At 37.6% G+C, this 16,067-nt stretch carries 13 protein-coding genes; 3 read left to right on the forward strand and 10 right to left on the reverse strand.

All coding sequences use genetic code 11. From position 1 onward, the window contains the following. Window position 1: 1 nt before the first annotated feature. Together M899_RS03410 and M899_RS03415 are read right to left on the reverse strand one after the other, a co-directional pair. Entirely contained in the window at window positions 2-2,128 is a 2,127-nt protein-coding gene (locus M899_RS03410; protein ID WP_021270061.1) for an SH3 domain-containing protein, read from the reverse strand. A 79-nt stretch (window positions 2,129-2,207) separates the two neighbouring features. After that, the gene (locus M899_RS03415; protein WP_021269950.1) at window positions 2,208-2,888 is read right to left on the reverse strand and encodes an SIMPL domain-containing protein; all 681 of its coding nucleotides are present in this window, start codon (window positions 2,886-2,888) and stop codon (window positions 2,208-2,210) included. 87 nt (window positions 2,889-2,975) lie between these two features. Between M899_RS03415 and M899_RS03420 the strand changes: the two genes are divergently transcribed. Then, window positions 2,976-4,268: a cytochrome-c peroxidase gene (locus M899_RS03420; protein ID WP_021270010.1), complete on the forward strand. Its 1,293-nt coding sequence runs from the start codon at window positions 2,976-2,978 to the stop codon at window positions 4,266-4,268. On the opposite strand, the gene M899_RS03425 is transcribed toward M899_RS03420, so the two are convergent. The 4 genes from M899_RS03425 to M899_RS03440 all read right to left on the reverse strand — a co-directional run bounded on the left by M899_RS03425 (window position 4,265) and on the right by M899_RS03440 (window position 8,131). After that, window positions 4,265-4,828, reverse strand: a complete 564-nt coding sequence (locus M899_RS03425; RefSeq protein ID WP_021270093.1) for a hypothetical protein — start codon at window positions 4,826-4,828, stop codon at window positions 4,265-4,267. The genes M899_RS03420 and M899_RS03425 overlap by 4 nt on opposite strands. A 76-nt stretch (window positions 4,829-4,904) precedes the next feature. Further along, window positions 4,905-5,555 (reverse strand): hypothetical protein, encoded by a 651-nt coding sequence (locus M899_RS03430; RefSeq protein ID WP_155897062.1) that lies wholly within the window; start codon window positions 5,553-5,555, stop codon window positions 4,905-4,907. 58 nt (window positions 5,556-5,613) lie between these two features. Continuing rightward, a complete protein-coding gene (asnS, locus tag M899_RS03435; protein WP_021269959.1) occupies window positions 5,614-7,014 on the reverse strand; it encodes an asparagine--tRNA ligase in 1,401 nt (466 codons plus the stop codon). A 19-nt stretch (window positions 7,015-7,033) separates the two neighbouring features. Then, window positions 7,034-8,131 (reverse strand): adenosine kinase, encoded by a 1,098-nt coding sequence (locus M899_RS03440; RefSeq protein ID WP_021270003.1) that lies wholly within the window; start codon window positions 8,129-8,131, stop codon window positions 7,034-7,036. 106 nt (window positions 8,132-8,237) lie between these two features. Between M899_RS03440 and M899_RS18510 the strand changes: the two genes are divergently transcribed. Then, window positions 8,238-8,972 carry a hypothetical protein gene (locus tag M899_RS18510; RefSeq protein WP_021270119.1) on the forward strand — a complete coding sequence of 245 codons (735 nt, stop codon included), beginning with the start codon at window positions 8,238-8,240 and terminating at the stop codon, window positions 8,970-8,972. Between the two features lie 28 nt (window positions 8,973-9,000). Here M899_RS18510 and M899_RS03450 read toward each other — a convergent pair whose 3' ends face one another. The 3 genes from M899_RS03450 to M899_RS03460 form a co-directional block, all read right to left on the reverse strand. Further along, window positions 9,001-9,621, reverse strand: a complete 621-nt coding sequence (locus tag M899_RS03450; protein WP_034727668.1) for a hypothetical protein — start codon at window positions 9,619-9,621, stop codon at window positions 9,001-9,003. 19 nt (window positions 9,622-9,640) lie between these two features. After that, window positions 9,641-13,213 (reverse strand): hypothetical protein, encoded by a 3,573-nt coding sequence (locus M899_RS03455; RefSeq protein WP_021269973.1) that lies wholly within the window; start codon window positions 13,211-13,213, stop codon window positions 9,641-9,643. A 264-nt stretch (window positions 13,214-13,477) separates the two neighbouring features. Continuing rightward, window positions 13,478-14,698 carry a hypothetical protein gene (locus M899_RS03460; protein ID WP_021270084.1) on the reverse strand — a complete coding sequence of 407 codons (1,221 nt, stop codon included), beginning with the start codon at window positions 14,696-14,698 and terminating at the stop codon, window positions 13,478-13,480. A gap of 260 nt (window positions 14,699-14,958) precedes the next feature. Here M899_RS03460 and M899_RS03465 point away from each other — a divergent pair, with 260 nt between their 5' ends. Continuing rightward, window positions 14,959-15,264, forward strand: a complete 306-nt coding sequence (locus M899_RS03465) for a hypothetical protein (RefSeq protein WP_021270096.1) — start codon at window positions 14,959-14,961, stop codon at window positions 15,262-15,264. On the opposite strand, the gene M899_RS03470 is transcribed toward M899_RS03465, so the two are convergent. Further along, window positions 15,257-16,018: a class I SAM-dependent methyltransferase gene (locus M899_RS03470; protein WP_196801723.1), complete on the reverse strand. Its 762-nt coding sequence runs from the start codon at window positions 16,016-16,018 to the stop codon at window positions 15,257-15,259. The two genes, M899_RS03465 and M899_RS03470, sit on opposite strands and share 8 nt — an antisense overlap. Window positions 16,019-16,067: the final 49 nt, after the last annotated feature.

Consider the following 16,067-nt stretch of genomic DNA (forward strand, 5'->3'; position numbering starts at 1 on the left):
TTTACTCCAACGCTACGTTTTGCCACACCCAACCTTCAAAACCATCTTCTGTGACAATGTGATACCATGGATCTCCCCATACAACTTTTTCTATAACAACAACACGATCTCCTCTAGAGAGAACTCTCCCAGTCCAGGCCCCTCGTTTATATGTGGTACGAATTTTGACACCACTTGAAATCGTTCCGTACTGAAGGTTTTCTTCAACTTTCTCTTCTGCCTTAGTACTCTCTTTTTCTACGACAAAATCGGCCCAAACATAAGCGACAGAATCTTTGGCACAATCTGCACTTGAGAGTTCATTAAATAGATCTGAATGAACTTTATAAAAACCATTTATGACTTCTTTATCCACAATCTCAACTGTAACAACCTTTCCACCAAGATCACTTGTATTTCCACATCGATTATAAGAAACAATCTCTGGAGAATAGCGCAAGTTTATATTGCGTCCTTTCAGGATATAAACTTTACTCTCCTCACTCTTTGCGGGAAGGGCCCCTTCTTCATCAACGACGATTGTCGCCTCTGGTTCATACTCTTGAACGATTGGCGCCTCATTAACAACATCATTAACTTCTGGTTCAGGATCATGTTTAGCAATGACCTCTGGCCTAATCTCATTTTCTTCAGAATTGTTCTCATCAGAATTATTGTCTGGAGTTAGCGCCTGCCCTTCTTCATACTTTTCATCAAGGTAATCTTGATAATTTGTCACGAGGACTTGATCAAGATATTGGCGTTTATTTGTTTTGTTTTTAACGTTTGTAATCAACTCGTCAAGGGCCTTACGCTCAATACTGGATTCTGGTAAGAACTTGTGCATATAGCTATTTTCATTATAAAAGAAGCTCACAAGATTGTTGAAAAAATGCCAATCATTTTCTTTAAAACGACAGGCAAAAGAATTTAAATCAATATTTGCATCGAGTGAATTTGTCTCATATTCAGTGATGAGTTTAATGAGCGCTTTATCATTTGATTGAAATGTATAATTATACTCATTATAAATTTTCTTATCCTCGGCCGAGGCACTACCAGAGCTCATCTTCCCTACAGCAGAAGTATAATTGTTATAAATATGTTTTAAACAACTCATACTTCCAATAAAGCGACACGCTCTTTGATCAAAATGACCACCATTATAATTTGACCATGTTCCACGAACGAGATTCAAATGATTGAGACCATTTTTCCCTTGAAAACAAGAGAGATATTTATTTGTTTTGTAATCTGAAGCATTTCTATTAAATGATTTATAAAGAAGGGAAACCCCCTCTGAAATAATCAAATTCGTGCTCAGAATGGAACCTCTTTCAAAGGGACCAGGATTGGCCTTCATATTGAACATCATAATTCCAACGTCATTATAGTCATATGAAAAAAGAAGCTGCTTAAATTCTCCTGCACTATCACATGGAACAAAAATATCAGAACGATTAATCAGGCCTTTGAATTTTGAACTTGCACTCCACAAAGCGTTACTGCCGCCTGTAATTAATTTATTCAACTCTTTAATGCTTTTATCTTTTGCCTTAATAAGTGAATTTAATCGTGCGGCCTCGGCTCGATTTCTTCTATTATCTTCACGTGACATTTTCTTTTTATATTCTTCATTCACAAAATTTAGATCATAGCGATACGAATCCACTTCTTTTTGCAGTAAATCTTTTTCAGCTTTAATTGCAGTGATGGCCTCTTCTTTTGTTTTATGGGCAACGACTCCATTTGTTTTCACAGAGCACTGCTCACTATCTCGTTGTCTTAGATGAACATAGCGTGATTCGTGATAAGGAACCATGGCCGCAGTTAATAAGAATGTATTATATGTTTGATAGACATTATCATTTGGATAGTACCAATCTTTTTTTGCAAGCTTGTCAGCTGCTTGAATAAGAAGACCAAAGACTCGTTTCATGTAACGACCTTCATCATCTCGACGCTCAATTGGCCCTTCTATGGCCTCATGTTTATCATTTAATGAGAAATAGATGGAATCGGGAAAATAATCTGGAAATGTACGAGTGGAAACAGAAGCAAGACCTCTGAAGTTTTCGACATTTGAAAAATAGACAATGCTAGTGCAAATGCTTAGGACAGCTATAATAAGTGTGGTTTTAAATTTCATAAAATTCTCCACCACACTTGTCGGTTATTTCAAATATTGGCCTAAAGATAAGACCATAAAATACCGTATTTTTAGATACTTACTTTATATCGAAAGTAACTTCCACGGCCGCGCTAATACCAACACTCCCCCCTTCAATCACTGGGGCAGCAGACATGGCCTTGGCCTCGAAATGCATTGGTCTTGGGGCCGGAGTTGAATAAGCGCCTTCTTTTATTTCTTTTACATCGCCTATTTTTTTATTGGCCTTAAGGGCCAGCGCCTTGGCCTTACTAAGAGCATTTTCATAAGCAAGCTCCAGTGCCATGACTTTTAACTTCTCTTCTTTACTTGTAGAAAAACGAATATTGTAAATTTCAGTAACTCCACTATCAGTTAAAAAATTAATAATAGCTGATACATTTTCAAGATTTGCGATTTTTATCGCCACTTCATTTTGAATCTCCATACCAGAAAATTCTGGGGCCTTATCACGAGGGTAAGTAAAGCGAGGGATTAAATTATATGAGCTCGTCACAATATCTTTGTCGTGTAATGAATATTTTTTACGAAGACCTTTTGTAATCTTTTTCATAATTGTCGCATTTTCTTCTTGGGCCTTCATCGCCTCTTTGCTTTTTGTGGTTACTTTAAAAGTGAGTGCCGCTTGATCAGGATCGGAGCTCGCCACACCATCACCTTTGACAGTAATTGAGTCCGCAAAAGACGTAAAAGTAAGTCCCAGAAGCACTAAAGCACAGATAAAAGATCTATTTCTCATGATTAACCTCATTAAATTTTGAAAAAGTTTGACACATCAAACTCTATTCTCTTTAATATATTGTCCCTTAGAGAGAGAGTTTTTAAAATGAAAATTTTTGTCATCTTAGTCATTTTTATGTCCATGACTTGTAAACTTGCCCTCGGTGCTAGTGCCACTGACGAGAAGTTGCGTCATTATATCAAACAATTTCGATTCAAGGCCGTGGAGCCAATGAACGACAAGAATGATCAAATCTATGAGTTAGGTGAAAAACTTTTCTTCGACAACAGATTGAGTGGAAATAACAATATTAGCTGTGCCACATGTCATCATCCAGACCTTGCAAGCGCAGACGCTCTCCCACTTTCAATTGGAGAGGGAGCACAAGGATTAGGAAAAGAGCGAATTGTAACAGATTCTCTGCAAATTATTCCAAGAAACTCTCCTGATCTTTTTAATAAAGGACACGAAGATATCACAAGACTCTTTTGGGATGGACGTGTTTCCTTTGATCCAGACACTTGGGAATATGAAACTCCAGAAGAGGCCTTAAATGGAGAGGCACCACAAAGAGAAGATATCACCAGCGTACTAGATGGAGCTTTATCGGCCCAGGCGCTTTTCCCACTTTTATCTCATGAAGAAATGAGAGGGAAAAAAGGCGACAACCCCATCGCGGATGCAAAAACAAATCTCGAAGCTTGGCAATTAATTACAGAAAAAATTCTTGAAAATAACGAATACAAAACTCTTTTTGCCAAGGCCTTTAATCATCCTGAGCAATACAATATTGGTCATATCGGTCGAGCACTGGCCGAATTCATTCGCTACAGGTTTCAAGTTACGCAAACTCCCTGGGATAAATATATACGTGGTGATGATACTGCAATGACTGAATCACAAAAATTAGGGGCCATCGTATTTGTTGAAAGAGGTCGCTGTATCTTATGTCACAACGGGGCCCATCTAACGAATGAATCATTTCAAAATATCGCAGCACCACAAATTGGACCAGGAAAAGATATTTTCAATAATGACGAAGGACGCTTTCTCATTACAGGTAGGGCCAAAGATAAGTATATGTTCAAGGTTCCTCCCCTTAGGAATGTGGCCAAAACAGCTCCCTATTTTCACAGTGGTGTCTATACAACTTTAGAACAAGTTATTGAACACTACGAAAAAGGCGTTAATGCCCTAGATGATTACGATCAGATGATGATTAACAATCTTTATCGTACAAATTACGTTGAAAATCTTTTTGTAGAGACAAATCAATACAGACTCTTTAGAAAAAAAGAAGGGGCCCATCCCGCAATGCAAGCAAGGGCCATCAGACTAAATCCAGATGAACGATCATATCTCCTGGAATTTTTGAAATTTGGACTTACTGAAAATTAAACTTTGAATCGCTTAACGAGAGACTTTAAATCGCCTTGATGTTTCTCGTTAATCTCATTAATACGCTCTTCGAAGCCTTCGCGCATTGATTCAGCTCGTTCGTCAGACAATTCTCGTTGTTTTACTAAACGTTCTTCATAACGGGCCTTCAAATCGGCCAAATCACGGTCTTTACCAGCAACAACATTATTAAATGATTTAGTTATTGTTTCTATTTCTTGTTGAAATTTTTCATGCATATCACGGCGCTCTTTTTCAAATTGCTTCGTGATTTCCACTTTTTCTTTAGCATTATTTTCTTTGATATGCTCAACGTTTTGTTTCATATCCTTAGCAGCACGATCAATATTTACTGAGAAAGATTTTTCAATATCTTTTTTCTCGTTTGAATAGGCAGTCTCTAAGCGATCAACACGGTCATTAGCAGCCGTTTCTTTGGCCTCAAGTGTTTCATCTTGATTCTTTCTAAGTTCGTCGATTTGCTCACGACGAGTGGCCTCCATTTTCTGAAGTCTTTGATTATAGTAGTGGCTATTTTGTTCAATGGCATTTGTGCTCATAGATTCCTTCCTTTACTCTTAATAGAATACCCACCTTTGAGCACAGAAGAAATTGTGAAGAATTTTCCGAGGGGACCTAAGGAGTAAAGAGAATCTGCAAGCTATGAATAAAACGATCAAAGTCCCCTTTTGCCATAGTCTTTTCGTCAACAATCAAATGATGAAATTTATTATCGAGGGCCTTTTTTAAGAGAACTAAATTCGTTACGTTCTTTTCAATGACTTTCGCATCCACAAGCTCATCCTTCAAATCGATGGCAACCAGAGCTTTTTTGGAATCTAGCTGCGAATAATTAAAACGATTATTTAACTCGCATAAACCCTCATAGGCCGTTCGAGTTGTTTCATCGTGCAGTCTATATTCTTTATAATTGCGACTTTTTAAATCATGCCAGAAAGGAATTTTCGCCATTAGACAAATAAGTTTCGGGGCCAATTTCAAAGAAAATGCTGGCGAGAGGTAGACAATTTTTTCAAAACGCTGTGACGACGGGTTAAACAAAAGCGCCCCAAGAGATTGAGCGATAAGAAAGAGCTTCGATTCACTATGATCAAATTTCTTGAAGAATTGATCGCGCTCATTTTCCCAATCAGCAACGCTTCCTTTATTATAATCAATATTGAAATACTCGTAAGAGAAGTTATCTCCAAGGGCCTTCTCTATTTCAGAAAATTTTTGAACATTGAAATTTAAACCTGGAACAAAGACAACTATATTTTTTGCCAATGTCAATTCACAGAAAAAAAACAAAAAAAAGGCCCCAAGAATTTGGGGCCAATATTTTTTAGAAATCACAACTTTTTGGAGTTCTTGGGAAAGCAATAACATCACGGATATTGCTCATACCAGTAATATACATAATCGCTCTTTCAAAACCAAGACCGAAACCAGCATGTGGAACAGAACCGTAACGTCTAAGGTCTAAGTACCACCAGTAACCAGACTTATCCATTCCATCCTTATCCATACGAGCAATAAGCTTATCGATATCTTCTTCACGCTGAGAACCACCAATAATCTCACCAATTCCTGGTACAAGAACGTCCATAGCACGAACTGTTTTACCATCATCGTTTTGCTTCATGTAGAAGGCCTTAAATCCTGCAGGATAATTTGTAACGATAACAGGACGCTGGAAGTGCTTTTCAGTTAAGTATCTTTCATGCTCTGTTTGAAGCTCATCACCCCAGTTTGTTGGGTATTCAAACTTCACTCCACTTTTTGAAAGAATTTCAATGGCCTCAGTATAAGTAATTTTTAAGAATTCTGAATCGCGAACGTTTTCAAGAATATCTTTATGAGTCGCATCCACATCAGAAAAAGGAAGTTTCCAGATAAAATCTAGCTCATGCGAACACTTATTAAGGGCATGTGAAACAAGATGTTTAATATAATCGGCCGCAAGATCTGCAATTTCATCAAGATCAGCAAAGGCGACTTCTGGCTCGATCATCCAAAACTCAGACAAGTGTCTTTTCGTATTTGAGTTTTCTGATCTAAAAGTTGGACCAAAAGTATAAATGGCACCAAGACCTAGAGCATGACACTCACCTTCAAGCTGACCTGTAACGGCTAAGCTTACTTCTTTACCAAAATAGTCTTTAGAGTAATCAATATTGCCTTTATCAGTTTTTGGAGGATTTTCCATATTAAGAGTTGTTACTTTGAACATCTCTCCTGCACCTTCTCCATCAACTGCTGTGATGATTGGCGAGTTTAGGTAGTAGAATCCGCGATTAGAGAAAAATTCATGTGTGGCCATAGCAAGTTCGTGACGAATGCGAAAAATGGCACCAAAAAGATTTGTTCTTGCTCTAAAGTGAGCGTTATCTCTTAAAAACTCAAGTGAAGAAGCCTTCTTTTGAAGAGGATACCCTTCTCCAGCTGCACCGATAACTTCGGCAGAGAAGGCCTGCATTTCGATGGCCTGCCCCTTACCACCAGACTTAACAACAAGTCCTGTAATAGCGACAGATGATCCTGTAAGAAGCGCACTGATTTCACTATAATTCTCTAGAGAAGCATCAACAACAACTTGCATACTATCAAGATGCGTTCCATCGTTGACTACTAGAAATGAAAAAGCTTTTGAATTTCTAACTGAGCGAATCCAGCCTTTAATTGTTACTGTTTCACCAACTGGGTTTGTTTCAAATAATTTTTTAATTGCAATTCTTGAACTCATTGAATCGTTCTCCAAATATTTATGCTAAAACTTCTTTTTTAATAGTATGAGCTTGCTCTTTATCTAAACGTGCACCAAATTGTGTCACAAGAACACTGGCCGCGCTACAGGCAAGTCTTCCCGCACTCGCAAATGAATGTCCATTTGTGATGGCATAAAGAAATGAACCTGCAAAAAGATCACCCGCTCCGTTAGTGTCAATGGCCTCAACTTTATTTGTAATGATATGAATTTCATTTTGACCATCAAAAATATAGGCACCCTTTGGACCTAAAGTAATAGCAAACGCCTTCGCCACTTTTTTAAGTTCTTTGGCCGCTTCTTCAAATGTTTTTGTATCAGTAAAGGCCAAGGCCTCACTTTCGTTACAAAAAAGAAGATCCACTCCCGTTTGTCCAAGGATCGTTTTAAAACCATCTTTAAAGTAAGAAACAATTCCTGGATCAGAAAAAGTTAGCGCAGTTTTAACACCTGTTTTCTCTGCATGGGCCTTAGCTTCAACGGCTGCTTCTAAAGAATTAGGTCCAGTTACAAGGTAGCCTTCAATATAAAGATACTTCGACTTTTCAATTTCATCATAAACAAGTTCGTTCTTAGAAAATGTCGCTGTAATACCAAGATATGTGTTCATTGTACGATCAGCATCTGGAGTAATAAAAACCATACACTTTCCAGTTACACCTTCTTCGCGCTTATCAGTAATATTTGTATTAACGCCTTCTTTAACAAGGTCAGTATAATAGAAATCCCCTGTTTCATCAGAGGCAACTTTACAAGAATAGAAAGACTTCCCACCAAATTGAGAAACAGCAATAATTGTATTGGCGGCACTACCACCACAAGAGCGCTTGTGACCAAGTTTATCTAAATTATTAAGAAGCTCTTCTTGACGATTCTCATCCACAAGAGTCATCAATCCTTTTTCTACATTCATCTTCTGTAGAAATTCAGGTGTTACTTCAAACTCCATATCAACTAGAGCATTTCCAATTCCATAGACATCATACTTTGCCATAAATAATCCTTCGCTATTGTCTAAAGAGGCCATTTTAAATCTAAATATTTGCTTTGTCACGGCACAAGGTACTGAAAACACGATCAAATCTAAAGTTTTCATTAAGCTAACCATTTGATAATACAAAATTTCCCTTTACCTTTTAAATAATTCCTATTACTTACCGATAAGAAAACAAACACACAAATCTAAATTTAGAGGATTGATTATGTCATTGCAGGACTTTCTTAAAAAGAAAAATGAAAAGATTGAAAAGGCGCTAAAAACAAAAACGGAAGAGATCAAACACAACTGTGCTCACCTTCTTGAGGCCCTTAAGGAAGAAGGTCATGAAAAATATGAAGAGCTTTATAATCAATTTAAATTTCGTTATGACAAATTAAATGTACAAAGACAGAAAATTGAAAAATTCTACGAGACACTTGTAGCAGAAATTGAAAATATTGGAAAAAATCCAATGGACATTATCGTTGATATGGAAAAACGTGCAGAAGAAGCTCTGACAAAAACTCCTGCTGCTGATATGTACAAGGCCATCAAAAAATCGACAAAGCGTGTTGTTAGTGGGGCCATAAAAGTAAAAAAAGAAGTTAAAAAAGAAGTAGAGAAAGCTAAAAAAGAAGTAAAGAAAGAAGTTAATAAAGCTAAAATAGAAGTTGAAAAAGTTAAATCTGCTGCCAAAAGTGCTGCAAAAAAAGCAGTAAAAAAGGTTGAAAAGAAAGTTGCAAAAAAAGTAGAGAAAAAAGTTGAAAAGAAAGCAGCAAAAAAAGTTGTTAAAAAAGTTGAAAAGAAAACTGTAAAAAAAGCAGCTCCTAAAAAAGAAGCAAAAAAAGTAACAAAAAAGGCCAGTAAAAAAGTTGAAAAGAAGGCCGCCAAAAAAGTAACGAAGGCCAAAGCACCAGCGGCCAAAAAAGTCACAAAGAAAAAAGTTTCTAAAAAATAATAAAGGCCCACACAGTGGGCCTTTTTTTTTAATTCAATTTATTTAATTCATAAACCAAACCAAGCACGACCGAAAGAGAGTTCCCATAAAGTTCATGATGAGCTTTTCTATCAGGAAAATGTTCTTTTGAAATCACCTTCACCTTTGAAAGTTCTAGATCACTTGGAAAGACGAAATGTGAAGCGCTCACATGGCGACCAGATTGCTTTTTAGCCGAATAGGTCATCACATCAAATGAAATCCTTTTTCCAATTTCACTTTTGTCAAAATCCTCTCTTTTAACGAAGGGAATTCCAATGGCCAGCAAATTATAACTCTTCCCCTCTTGCCACTTCTTAGAAAAGGCCTCTTGCCAGGCCACGAGATCATGTTCACCCGCATCGTTAAAAACAACGATAGGAGTGATTTCAATGATTCTTTTTCCCTTATATTCACGAATGAAACTCTCCAAAACTTTACGACCGTGATAACGGTCCATAGAAAAATCTTTTTGATCACAGCGCTTGGTCGCATTTTTGGCCAAAAGGACTTCTTTGTTGATTATAATTGTTGGAGAACTCGGCAAGGAATCTGCGCAAAAGAAAGCATCTATAATATTGATGCGAATAACTGGTGAGGCCCAAGAAGGGATATAAAATAGCAAGGGCACAAAGGCCCTTACTAAGAATTTAGTTATTTGTGTTTGGATTTGGGTCGTACTCTTCATAATCAAATGGTGCGTTCATCCCTTTTACTTTAGCAACTTTTTTATAAAGTGACTTACTGTAATCCTCAATGCGATCATCAGAATTTTTAAGTTCTTTCAACGCCGCTTTAATAAATAAAGCTCCGAAAAGTCTATTTGTAAGGGCCGTTGTAAATTCATCTTTTAATGGTTTCCAAACTCTTGTCGCACTTGAAGTTACATAATAAAGCTCGTAGGCAAAAAGGAAAAGTCCAATTGTGTCTTTTTTAGCTTTAGTATCAACTTTCTTCATAACTTTATTGTGTAAAAGTGATGAATCATCTTTAACTTTGTTAGCAATATCCTTATCTCTTGAAAAAGTACTTCCACTTGCTAGGTAAAGTTCATTAATTCTAAGATTCTCATGAAGAGAGCGAACCATTGATCCTTGCACTAGAAGTTTCGCTTCTTCACTTAGCGCAAAGTATTCTGTTTCAGACAGACGTGAAAGCGCTGTTACGAGTTCATCGTTTGTTTTTGTAAGAACACTTGCAAGAGGCAGGAGCTCTTTTACGCGTGAGTTATCAGCAACAAGAACAACGTTTGAATCGGCCAGTGATTTATTTAACAACTTATTTGTTAATACTGTTTGTACCGTTTTTCCTTTTGTTCCATATTTAAACGGAATTGTTTTTGAACTCTTCAGAGCTGATAAATTCCCTTGTACTCTAGACCAGTCTTTATTTTCTTCTGCAAAAATAAAAGTCGTCATTTTAGATTTAGTCATTAATGTATTAAGAGCAGCTGCTGTTCCATAAGGAAGAACAACGAGTTTCTGTCCAACTACACCATTTGTTAATACTTTAGCACTTGTTGTTCCAAGAGAAGTATCAATGACAGCAACAGTTCCAAGGCCACCAAGTTCATTGGCCATATCGAGAAGAAGTTTTGAAGACTCTTCACCGTTTGCTACAATCGCAACTTTAGAGCGAGCTTCAGCATATGGAAGTTTGGCCATAGCGCGCATTTTACTCGGTAGACGACCAATAACAACACCATTTGTGCTTAATGTAACGTCGTAGGCCAAGGTTTCATATACATCAGCAATATTATCTACTAATAAAGAAGCTGAATCTAGCTTAGTCGCTTTATCAAGAACAGCAATTGGCGTAAATCCTGTTTTAATTGTTCTTGGCGAAGATGAACTCAACTCAACATTGATAGAAGATGCAATTTTCTTCGAGCTATTATTCGTCAGTGAGAGAGAGATCTTATTTTCTTTTTGGTACTCAAGCTCAGAAGCAAGAGATAATCCACTAAGAGAAACAGGGTACTCAACACTTACGTTTTTAGCATCATATCCATTTAAAACACCAGCTCCAGCATCTTTGAAGTAGCGACCTTGAATGGCCTTCTCAAGAGTTAACGGGTAAGAAACGTAAGAAGAGATAGTCTCAGTTCGACCGATTGTACTCTCTTTTAGCTGTCCCTTTACTGCTCCCTTAACAACAACCGAAGATTTAGCAGGAATTGCAGGAAGAGCTACAACTGCTCCACCATTTAAGTGAACCTTCGCTCCTACTGCTTCTTTCTCGCCGTAGTTTGAAACTTTAACACTTACAACGAAATCTTCATTTGGCATCATGACGCTATCGTTAACACCAACACCTGTTGTTCCAACATCAGTAATGCTAGAATTTTCGTATTTTAAAACCGCACCGTTCTTATAAACACTTTCAACTTCTGCATAACGTGACTTTCTATACTTTTCAGTAACAGGTCCAATTTGCTTGTTATATGTCAATAGCTCGTGATGAGCGAATGACTGAGAACGAATGCTTTCATATACTGATGAGTAGACACTCTTATAATTAGAAGCATAAGTAGACTTATACTCTGGTGCTGTTGTATTTGGTGTTTGGGAAAATGCTGTTCGATATTTCTCAAAAGAATTTTCATAGGCCCCTGGGTATGTTCTATCATAGGCCAGTTTGTGTCCGTCACTGTATCCCTCTTTTTGGCTTTCAGGATACTTTGTCTGGAAAGCACGATCATAATTTGAATCGTATGATCTATTGTAGTTTAGATCAAACACCGGTCCAACTTGTTCACCGTAACTTGTGATAATTGAATCTTGGTAGCGAGCACGATAACCATCTTCGTAGGCCTTTCTCACAACCATTCTGTTAAATATTTTTGAAGGCTGAAATTTGTTTCCTTTATAGCCATTTGGAAAGCTTGGAATTGAACGAGCAAAAGTTCCCGCAAATTGACCACCAACAGTTAATTCTTTCAATCCTTGTGCTTCATTTTTCTTAATGGCCTCGGCCTGTCCTGCACGCTCACCAGTGGCCTTACCATCGCGATCAGCTCTTATATTACCTGCTGCAATACCTTGATTTTGTCCAATAACAGAAGCATCTGAAGCATTGGCCGCTCTCGTAGCATCTTCGGCAGAAATTCTATTTGCTGCTTGAGTATTTCCTTTTACAGTCCCATCGATACGGCCGTTTTTCTCACCATCAACGCGAGCACTTGCCTCACCGTCTTTTAGGCCGATCTCTTGCCCAATTGTATAATCACGTCTTTGTCCTGCGCGAACACCTTCATAGTGACCATCTCTCTCACCTTGCATTCTTCCTTCGCTTTCACCAATTCTGTAAGCAAGATCACTTCCGTCATAGCGACCATCGTCACTACCACTAATAGCACCTTCTCTGTTAATTTTTAACACACGATCAACCAAAGACTGGCGATAGACATGTTTTCTTTGCTCAGCATGCTTTAGGGCCTGATCAACTTTCGCCAGATCATTTGCAATGCGTGAGAGTTCATTTGATCTTTGAGTAAGAACTCCTCTCAATCTGATTTTTTCTTGTTCTGAACGTGATTTTTGTTCAACAAGTTTTTGCTTAACTTCTTTAAGATTCGCCACTCTTTTTAGAGCGCGATCTATCTTCTCATTTGCTGATACAATAAGTTTATCGTTGGCCTCAATTTTAGCTTTTTTCTTGGCAATTTTCTCATTATCTGCAGCGATATTTTTTGTTACATTATCAATTTTTGCATCGAGATCAGCGATCTCTTTTTTACACTCTTCAGTTGGAGTTGCACTACAAGTTGATTGAGCACTCGTTTTTTTCTCAAACAATTTTTGAAGTCTTTGTTTTTTTGCTTCAACTTCTGTTTGTAATTGTGGAATTTCAGTCTTTAAAGAAGCCGTTTCAGTTTCACTTTTTCTTTTCAACTCTGTTTGTGCCGTAATCTGATTTTGCAGGTTCTGAATTTCAGTGGAATGAGCGGCCTGATCCTCGTCGATTTTTTTTAGGATCGCATTTTGGGCCTGAATTTGATCGCCAACGACCTTTACTTCTTTTTCTTTATCTTCGTGAACGCGCTTAACTTGGTTATAACTTCTTTGTCTGTCATTCACAGATCTATCAAGAGAACTTAGCTCTGGATCGTCCATCAATCTAAATGTTGGTGTTCCGATGTAATCTTTTTCCCAGTTGGCCAAAACTTGTGAGCTCATGGCCCCCAGTAGCCCAACCACTGCTACGACGTGTAATTTTCCCATTCCTCTCTCCTGCGTGTTTTTTAGTGTCAAGGCGCCACCAATGTCATAATGACACTTGCAAAACGAGTCTTTTTGCAAATTTTGGTATCACTTTGAGCCGATTCATTCAGATCAGTTGATCGCTTGGGACTATAAAGGCAAAAGCTGTGCCATGACACATCAGGTCAAAAAATTACATGAGAAAAGATGTAAACAAGTAGAATTTACACAGATAAATTGAGAAATTATCAAGATGAAAATGAAAAAAGGACCTAATCTAGGTCCTTAATAAGAAATATCAAGAAGTCTTTTATACCAACTCATTCCGCGATAACCATAATGACCACCGGTTTCTAAGGTAATCGTTGATTCATTAGGAGCGAAATTCGATACAGGTTCATTTAAAAAATCGTTTTCAGAAGTCAAAATCCTAAAATTATCAAAGCCATTATCTCGAGCTTTTTGGGTCCAATAATTAAGGTCTCCAATCTCAGTCATCATCTCTGCCTTGGCCTCGGGTGCATAGGTTTCGAAATATTTATCGAACGTAAAATATTTACGCCACAAAAGATGCTTGCGAGAAAATGTCCCAAGTTTGCGTCCCGGGATCTTATTTAAGTTTTTCATTTTATCGTAAAGCATAACTGACCTTAGAAGCTCACGATGAAATCCAGCCCCAATAACGAGACTCATGGCCTTGTTTTCTTCAAACTCTGAGTCGTTTGAAATATTGGCCTCACGACAAAAAGTAATCAACTTATAAAGTGCTCTTAAAAGACTATTGTTGATAAATGGACGTGATTCACTCACCCAATGATCAAGACGTGAAATAGTCTCACCCAGTTGGTACGGAGGAGAAAGAATTGTACTATCAACGATATTCACTGGATTTTCTTCTTCACTATTTTTTGCTGCCACCATTGCGGCCAAGAAACTACCATAACTAACACCTAGAATACGAACGTCATCACCTTTAAAACCTAAGCGCTTCAAATAAGCATAAGAGTTTTTAAAAGTTTCATAGATAACATCACCTTCATAGGACACAGTCCCCGTAGGTTTTTTTACACCGTGACTTATGAAATCAGTTCCCCATGGATTTGGCACAGTAATGGCCACGTAGCCCTTTTTAAGGAGCAGACTCATAAGATATCTTGCTTGGGAATCATCTAGATTGTTAAAGGCACCAGGGATAATAAAAACGATAGGTGAATTCATCACACTTTTTACATCTTCTTTGTAGGGCGTTCCTACTCTAATATCAATTTTGCCACTTTCTAAAAAAGAATTTTGAATTGAAACTTTTTCAACTTGTCCATTCATTCTCTTGTACTTAATGTCCGGCTCCATACATGTACCCACTAAAGTTGTAGCGAACATTCCTTGAAGCTGCATCGGAAAATGATCTGCATGATCATAAATATCATCGCTCCAATCAGCAAATGAATTTGATAATGCACTTGTCATCATTAAGAACAAAAATGCCCAAACTTTGCTTTTGAACATGTAAACTCCTAAAAAAAAAATTCCTTATTTCTCGTTACGGAGTATGAGTAAAATCCTTTAAACATTTTCACTGGACTAAAACCCTTGGTTTACAATATTCACAGTATCTTGCACCCTCGGGCCAAAGCTCTGACATTTTTGATCAAATTTTATTTTTCATTAAGAAGATCTCTATGTTCTTGAAACCCTTTACTAGGCACAAAACTCCACTTGAACCAAACTCGACACACCTTTAAAACAAAAAGGACGAAGGAGAATTTATGTTCAATCAACTGCTAAGAAGACCATTAAACAAAGAACAAGAAAGAGGTGTTCTTTGCTCAACTAATGAGTTTATGACAACTATTGATATGGAAATTTTGAGTGTAGATGAAAAGACAATTCGTCTAGAGGTCAAAGATAAAAAGAAGCACTCTTTCACCGAAGTTGACTTAAGATTTTACGACCACAAAAATGTCATTCAATTTAAGGCCCTGAATCAATCCTCAGAGGATCAAATTGTTTCCATCGATATTGAAAACTTAGAAAAAAAGCAAAAGAAGTTTCTACAAAAACTTGTTAGCTGATTATATACATATCATAGCGCGTGCTTTTTCCTTTAAAGCTCGCGCTAGGCGACTTGAACACCTCCTCTTTAATTGGTCTTTTAAGAACAACTCTTTTACTTCCAGAATTAAAAAGCTCTTCCATAAAACTATAGCTATCTTCATCGACGCCTACGACTTCATGGAAGACAACCATTTCCTTGCGTGGCAGGGCCTTACGTTTTTCAGGGACCTTGGGATACATGGGATCGTAGTACAATGTCCATTGTGCACAGTTAAAATTCTCTTTAGAAAATGCACCAAATTCGAGATGAAATGAATCTTTTAAAACAAGGGCCATGCTCTCATCGCTCTCACTGGCCAAGCGCAAAGCGTCTTTAAGAAGAAGATAGACCACAGGATTTCTTTCATAGGCCCTGACCTCACAACCAAAGATCAAAAGTAACAACGAGTCCTTTCCCGTTCCACAAGTAAGGTCAATGACCTTAGGGCGTGGGTTTTTTGCACGACCCACGGCCTTAGCAAGAGGTTCACTTTTAAGTGAGTAATTGGCCTTTTTGTGATAGCGCCACTGTGAGATCCAATCAAAATTAATTTTAAGTCCGTCCTCACCTAAATAAAAAAAACGACCCTGATCATAGTTGAGGGCCCCACTGTGATGCTGTGCTACAGTGTGAATTTCTAATGAAAATGGGAGATTGAAACCATGCAATAAAGTGAGACATTCGCTATGCGAGGCTTCATTTGTGACAAACACGTTTATAATCATACTCATAGGCCCATTATACTCGTGATTAATAGTAGATAAAGCCTTTTTAAACGTG

The organism is Bacteriovorax sp. BSW11_IV, from assembly GCF_000447755.1.
In the GTDB taxonomy this organism is placed as follows: Bacteria; Bdellovibrionota; Bacteriovoracia; order Bacteriovoracales; family Bacteriovoracaceae; genus BSW11-IV.

Coding starts and splice junctions, on each gene's coding strand:
- M899_RS03410 (WP_021270061.1), bottom strand. CDS start 2,128: ATGAAATTTAAAACCACACTTATTATAGCTGTCCTAAGCATTTGCACT.
- M899_RS03415 (WP_021269950.1), bottom strand. CDS start 2,888: ATGAGAAATAGATCTTTTATCTGTGCTTTAGTGCTTCTGGGACTTACT.
- M899_RS03420 (WP_021270010.1), top strand. CDS start 2,976: ATGAAAATTTTTGTCATCTTAGTCATTTTTATGTCCATGACTTGTAAA.
- M899_RS03425 (WP_021270093.1), bottom strand. CDS start 4,828: ATGAGCACAAATGCCATTGAACAAAATAGCCACTACTATAATCAAAGA.
- asnS (WP_021269959.1), bottom strand. CDS start 7,014: ATGAGTTCAAGAATTGCAATTAAAAAATTATTTGAAACAAACCCAGTT.
- M899_RS03440 (WP_021270003.1), bottom strand. CDS start 8,131: ATGAAAACTTTAGATTTGATCGTGTTTTCAGTACCTTGTGCCGTGACA.
- M899_RS18510 (WP_021270119.1), top strand. CDS start 8,238: ATGTCATTGCAGGACTTTCTTAAAAAGAAAAATGAAAAGATTGAAAAG.
- M899_RS03455 (WP_021269973.1), bottom strand. CDS start 13,213: ATGGGAAAATTACACGTCGTAGCAGTGGTTGGGCTACTGGGGGCCATG.
- M899_RS03460 (WP_021270084.1), bottom strand. CDS start 14,698: ATGTTCAAAAGCAAAGTTTGGGCATTTTTGTTCTTAATGATGACAAGT.
- M899_RS03465 (WP_021270096.1), top strand. CDS start 14,959: ATGTTCAATCAACTGCTAAGAAGACCATTAAACAAAGAACAAGAAAGA.
- M899_RS03470 (WP_196801723.1), bottom strand. CDS start 16,018: ATGAGTATGATTATAAACGTGTTTGTCACAAATGAAGCCTCGCATAGC.